At 57.0% G+C, this 5,666-nt stretch carries 6 protein-coding genes and 1 other RNA gene; all 7 read right to left on the bottom strand.

Annotation, left to right across the window (positions count from 1 at the left end; genetic code table 11):
* Positions 1-172: 172 nt before the first annotated feature.
* The 7 genes from FEM01_RS23845 to FEM01_RS23815 all read right to left on the bottom strand — a co-directional run bounded on the left by FEM01_RS23845 (position 173) and on the right by FEM01_RS23815 (position 5,573).
* Positions 173-1,237: a DNA cytosine methyltransferase gene (locus FEM01_RS23845; protein WP_100413801.1), complete on the bottom strand. Its 1,065-nt coding sequence runs from the start codon at positions 1,235-1,237 to the stop codon at positions 173-175.
* Between the two features lie 102 nt (positions 1,238-1,339).
* On the bottom strand, positions 1,340-1,999 hold the full coding sequence (locus FEM01_RS23840) for an HNH endonuclease (protein WP_240791790.1): 660 nt from the start codon (positions 1,997-1,999) through the stop codon (positions 1,340-1,342).
* Between the two features lie 113 nt (positions 2,000-2,112).
* On the bottom strand, positions 2,113-3,369 hold the full coding sequence (locus FEM01_RS23835; RefSeq protein WP_100413803.1) for an integrase domain-containing protein: 1,257 nt from the start codon (positions 3,367-3,369) through the stop codon (positions 2,113-2,115).
* Between the two features lie 184 nt (positions 3,370-3,553).
* Positions 3,554-4,190, bottom strand: a transfer-messenger RNA (tmRNA) gene (gene ssrA, locus FEM01_RS23830).
* A 99-nt stretch (positions 4,191-4,289) separates the two neighbouring features.
* Entirely contained in the window at positions 4,290-4,580 is a 291-nt protein-coding gene (locus FEM01_RS23825) for a hypothetical protein (protein WP_138221872.1), read from the bottom strand.
* A gap of 95 nt (positions 4,581-4,675) precedes the next feature.
* A complete protein-coding gene (locus FEM01_RS23820) occupies positions 4,676-4,924 on the bottom strand; it encodes a hypothetical protein (RefSeq protein ID WP_138221871.1) in 249 nt (82 codons plus the stop codon).
* 397 nt (positions 4,925-5,321) lie between these two features.
* Positions 5,322-5,573 (bottom strand): DUF3077 domain-containing protein, encoded by a 252-nt coding sequence (locus FEM01_RS23815; RefSeq protein ID WP_138221870.1) that lies wholly within the window; start codon positions 5,571-5,573, stop codon positions 5,322-5,324.
* Between the last annotated feature and the right edge of the window lie 93 nt (positions 5,574-5,666).

Genomic DNA, 5,666 nt, shown 5'->3' with positions numbered 1-5,666 from the left:
GCGCCCGATGAAGGTGTCCAAAATCATTAGGCCAGTTCATATTGGCTCCCCAAATTTGAGGCCAACGTTCAGCGTGATGCAAAAAAAGAAGCCCAGCTGTGCGAGCTGGGCTGGCGTGTACTTGTGATATGGGAGTGTGAAACGAAGAGCCTTGAGGCGCTGGAGGCGCGCCTTAGACTTGAGTTCGATCTCCTGCTTGAAGAGTTGCCTCGTAGGCCCTGACGTGGTGCATCAGGCTTTCTCCGATCACTTCTCCCAGTCGCACGGGAACGGCGTTGCCGATCATGCGTCCGACGGCTTTGAAGGTGATCCGCTCTGGCGCCATGAACGCATAGTCTCTAGGAAAGGACTGCAGGATTGCCGCTTCACGCAGTGATAGAGCGCGAGCCTGATAAGGGTGGCCGAAGCGGCCGTTCCCGAAACCGTAGCAGAGAGTGGTCATCGTTGGGCTAGGACGGTCTGCGCGCATACGTCCGTAGACGCTCGGATACGTTTTGCCGCTTGCCTTTAGATGGCATTTGGCTACTAACTCTGGTGGCCAATCTTTCCAGGTTCCGCCCGGCCTGGAGTGGATGATGCGGCGCATGTTTATCGGGGTGAGCGTCGCTGCCCTGTGGAGTGGATCGTTCGGGTCGCATTCTCCGGCGGCTAGGCGCGGCAGTGCACCGATGACGTCCTCGACATTGACCGGGGCATTCAAATGCGTGGGGGGGATGATGCTTATTGGCATTCCCAGTTTGGAGGCTAGCAAGACATGTCGGCGGCGCTGTTGCGGCAGACCGTAGTCAACGCAGGCTACGCGCCCATCCCATATTTCGTAATCTTGATCCCGGAGGCTCTGCACGAAGTCATGGTAGACCTCATGCTTGGTGACATCAGGAACGTTCTCCATGGTTACCAGGTGAGGCTCGGTTTCTTCGATGAGGCGGCTGAAGTGATAGAGCAGCGGCCACTTGCGATCGTTGCGGGTGTCCTTGCCTTGGTTATAGGTCGAGAACGGCTGGCAGGGGGCGCAACCGGCTAGCAATCTGTATCGGTTAGGACGATACCAGGCCAACAGCTCCTCGGCCGTCACATCCTTCACGTCTTTAGTGACAAAGATAGCCCGATTATTCTCTTGGTAGGCGTACGCACATTGCCCTTCAATGTCATACCCGGCATGCACTGTAATGCCGGTGTTGCGCATGCCAGCGGTAAGGCCGCCAGCGCCACAGAAAAGGTCAACAGCATCAATCATGGGATAGGTCCTCCTAGCGGGAGGTATTCTAGCCGGAACCTTTGTAAAGATCGAGCACGATATTTGGCACGGCTACCGTATCGTGAGTTGTGTTTCGCGAGCTTATGCCTTTGTTCTAAGCGCCCGAACTTGTTCCACGCTCAGCCACTTTCGTCTGGAGTGAATGACCCGATGGCAGTTAGCGCAGAGCAGCGCTAGCTCGGAGAGCTTGGTTCTTTCGCCGGGCTTTAGGGTATGGACAGGCTTGGTATGGTGGACATCGATGATGCCGTCGCCTGCTGGGCCATATGCCTGGGCGAAGTCGAAATCACACGCTTCGCATTTCAGGCAACCCCGTTTCTGCAATGCGTCTTTTTTCTTGGCCTCGACCAGGGCGCGGCTGCGCTCTCGAATCCGATGTAGGCGGGTTAGTACCTTGCCTTCTGCTGCTTCTGCGATGCCGAGTTCATCGTCGCCAGCTAGCGCATGGGTTTCAGGAGTCGAGCTCTCGACGATGCCGCGAATGGCTGCCACCACTGCAGCGAGTTCGGCAGGGGCGTTGGCGTACTCGTCCCAAACCAAGCGCTCGTCTTTGTTACCTTTAGCTAGTCCGGTTTTCCCATCCTTGATGTACTCGGGGTCCCAGCGGCGGAAGTTACCGAGCTTCATGTAAACGCCATTCTCGTTACGGAAGCTGCCGCCGTTGTTTAAACCAAGTGCTTCGCCGATTTGACCGAGCAATTGAGACAGGGCTTTGACCTCGGGATGATGCTTGGAGGGCAACGAATCACGATGTTTCAGGTAGAGGTCTAGGGCGAGAATCAGCTCGTCGCGGGCCCAGGCTGGATTGGCTTGGGCTTTCGGTCGCCTCCTTCTGGCCGTCAGGAGCTCCTTGCTCAGCGTATCGAAACGACTTTTCTGTCCCGACTTTCCTTTATGGCGGACATCGACAGATTGCCAGTGGCTGCGTCCTGGATGTGTTCACTCCACCAGGTCATCATGGGGCGTCTACGTTCAATGTACTCCGCCCGGTTGTAGGCGCTGCGAACCTCGTCCTTGTCGACGTGAGCGAGCGCTACCTCAATTAATTCAGGATCCCAGCCGTGTTCGTTGAGGATGGTGCTAGCCATGGAGCGCATGCCATGGCTGACCAGACGCCCTTCGAAGCCCATGCGTTTCAGTGCCATATTGGCGGTCTGGCTGTTGCAATGGGTGCGAGGGTTCCGGTCTGCGGGGAATACGTACTCTCGGTGTCCGCTGTAGGGCTTGATTGCTTCGAGCAGGGCTAAAGCCTGGTCAGTGAGCGGAATTATGTGGATACGTCGTTTCTTCATGCGCTCAGCGGGAATCGTCCAGATCTTCTTCTCGATGTCGATGTCCGCCCAGCGTGTAGTTGCTGCCTCTGCTGGTCGGGTCATGGTGTGGAGCTGCCATTCGATCAGGCAGCGGGTTGTCCTTTTGATGCTGGCGTTGGCGATCGCCACCATGAGTTCTTGCAGCTCATCGGGGTGAAGCGCCGCCATGTTCTTCTTTTTGGGTCTTTTGAAGACGGAGCGGATCCCGCTGAGCGGGTTCGCGTGAATCAATCCTGCGTTAACCCCGTAAGTCATGATCTCGTTGAGTCGCTGTGTGAGGCGCTTAACAGTTTCGAGACTGCCCTTGGTTTCCAGAGGTCTGAGCAAATTGATGACCTTAGGGGCACTGATGGCTGAAATCGGGGTGGTGCCCAGGTCCGGGAAGATGTGCAGCGTGAGAGAGCGCCAAATGTCTTCAGCATAGGCTGTGGTCACTGAGTCCTTTTTAAGCTCAAACCACGCAGTCGTCACGTTTTCGAAAGTATGTTCTGTGGCTGCTTTTTTCGCTTGCCGCTCCGCATCGCGCTTCTCTTTCGGGTCCAGCCCCTGAGCGACGAATTCCCTGGCCTCAACGGTTCGCTTGCGTGCTTGAGCCAGGCTCACCTCGGGAAAGGTGCCTAGTCCCATGTTGATCCGTTTCTTCGTTATGGGATGGATGTAATTAAAATTCCACAGCTTAGAGCCATTGCTTCTCACTCGCATCTGAAGGCCGTTGCCGTCAGTTAGCGTGTAGTCTTTTTCCTTTGGCTTGGCGGCTTTGACTTTGAAGTCAGAAAGGCGCTTGGCTTGGGCACCCATGATGTATTCCAGAGCTGCTTGTGTATTCCAAAAAATACCAGCTGAGTGCTTGGAATACCACGTGGAATACACGAAAACATAGATGCTACTGGACGCCATTGGATTATCGTGGCGCTGTAAACCCCGTATTTACTGGGTTTCAGGCACAAAAAAAGACGTCCGTGGACGTCTTTAGATGATTATTTGGTGGAGCCGGGGGGATTTGAACCCCCGTCCGCCAGTACTCCGCTGTCGGTACTACATGCTTAGCCGTGTCTACTGAGTTAATCCGCAGCCGCCCGACGGGNGTGTCTACTGAGTTAATCCGCAGCCGCCCGACGGGCAGGGTGCTTTGGACGAGTTGGGTAAGTTTTAGTCGCTTCGCCCCCAACGTGCTGCACGACGATCCTGTTCTGTATGACAATCACTTCGGGTTTACAGGCATCCCCTGGTGATTGCTGGAGCCGAAGCTACCAGGAGAGCGGGCTCAGCTGCTTACGCAGCGAGAGCGTAGCCCTCGTNTGAGTTAATCCGCAGCCGCCCGACGGGCAGGGTGCTTTGGACGAGTTGGGTAAGTTTTAGTCGCTTTGCCCCCAACGTGCTACACGACGATCCTGTTCTGTATGACAATCATTTCGGGTTTACAGGCATCCCCTGATGATTGCTGGAGCCGAAGCTACCAGAAGGTCGGGCTCGGCTGCTTACGCAGCGAGAGCGTACTCCGCCTCGAAGTTTTCGTCATTGGCAACTATAGAAAGTTGCAACAGTGGATTTACGAGTTCTGTTACCAACTCGGCATGCACCTAGAGTTTCGCTACCGGCGTCGAATCCTAATCGGCCCCACACTCAGCTCTAGCTGGCGCACCTTTATGGGGTGTGCAGAGCGGAGTATACGCCTTTGCGCGGGCGGCGTCGACAGCCGGTGCGCCGCCCGCCTGGGCTTACGTACCGCTGCCGGACGCGCTGCCGCCTTTCTCGGTTTTTTCCAGGCGCTCCAGCACCTTGCTGGTGATGGCGATGCACTCCTTGGTATCGCCCTTGGCCTGGGCGGCCTTGGCTTGGTCGACGTGCTCGGTCACGGCCTTGTCCAGGCCTTCGGAGGTGGCGCCAGCGGTGGCCATGCTGTCGTTGATCTTCTGCAGGTTCATCGCACATAGGTCGTCGGCGGCGAATACAGGCGAGGCCAGCAGGGTGGCGGCCGCGAACAGGGCGGATAGCGCAGTACCTTTCATGGGTGTCTCCTCGTGAGGCCTCTGGAGGGTGGGCCTGTTTGGTGGACTGCTGGCGGTTGGCGAGGGTTCAATCGGCGTGATGCGGGCGAACGGAGTCAGTCTTCGCGTGTTCGGCTGTAATTCCACCGTTTGAAGAGCAAGCGCAAGCCCGCCAGGGTCAACAGCATGCTCCACATGCCGCCATCAAGGTGCAGGACTTCGCGGGTGCCAAGCTGGGAGCATGTGGTGATGCCGATGGCCGTTAGCACCACATACATGGACCTCCTGAGCATTTCCGAGCGAAATATCCAGTCCAGCACGGTGCCCAAAAACAACACGCAAAGGGAGAATGTGATTGCTTCCATGCTGGTCTCGCTAAGTAGTGCAGGTGAGGATTGCGGTTTTGTTTCGCCCTTGCCTTTCACGCGAGGCGAAGGGTGGCAGCCGTACCCGGGAAGTGAACCGAGGCGGAGGGGGAAAACTCGGCCAGACCGAAGTCTGCCCGGGTACGGCTGCCTTAACAGAGATGCCGAAAAATTTGCTGCTAGGGGGGCTCACTCCTGGTCGCCAAACATGGCGGTCCCCTGACGTTAGGCCTGGGGTTCTAGCCCGGCAACGTGGCTATTTCCGACACTTGCGTAGGACGGGTCTGACGGCTCCTTTGGCGGAAGCACTTTGTTGCAAATTCAGAATGGTCATACGGATTCGAGGGCGTCATCGCGGGCAAGCCCGCTCCCACAGAGGGAGCGGGTGGAGGCGGCATCAGGTTTTGCGCTGCAAACCGATTTCCATGTCATCAATCAGTGCCTTGGCCAGGGCGCTGAGAATCCGGGCTGAGCTGCCGGCGATCAGGTCGCTTTCCATTTCGGCTTCGCGGGTGAGGTGGCGGACGCAGCCGAGCAGGACCGACAACTCGCTGAAAGCATGCTCGAAAGGGATACCGGGCTGGATGCGGCAAAACTCCAGACAGGCGGTGACGCCTGCGGTTTGCCAATGTTGGGGTTGCTGGGTCATGGCTGGGCTCCTGCTGCATGGCGGGTTAGGTGTTGCAGGAGCTGGCTGAGGTAAAGGCTGGTGTTGATGAGTGTTTGGCGCTTGTCTTGGTCG

Origin of the sequence: Pseudomonas mosselii, from assembly GCF_005796105.1 — a bacterium.
GTDB classification, from domain to species: Bacteria; Pseudomonadota; Gammaproteobacteria; order Pseudomonadales; family Pseudomonadaceae; genus Aquipseudomonas; species Aquipseudomonas mosselii_C.
This window is presented reverse-complemented; position numbering and strand designations above follow the sequence as displayed.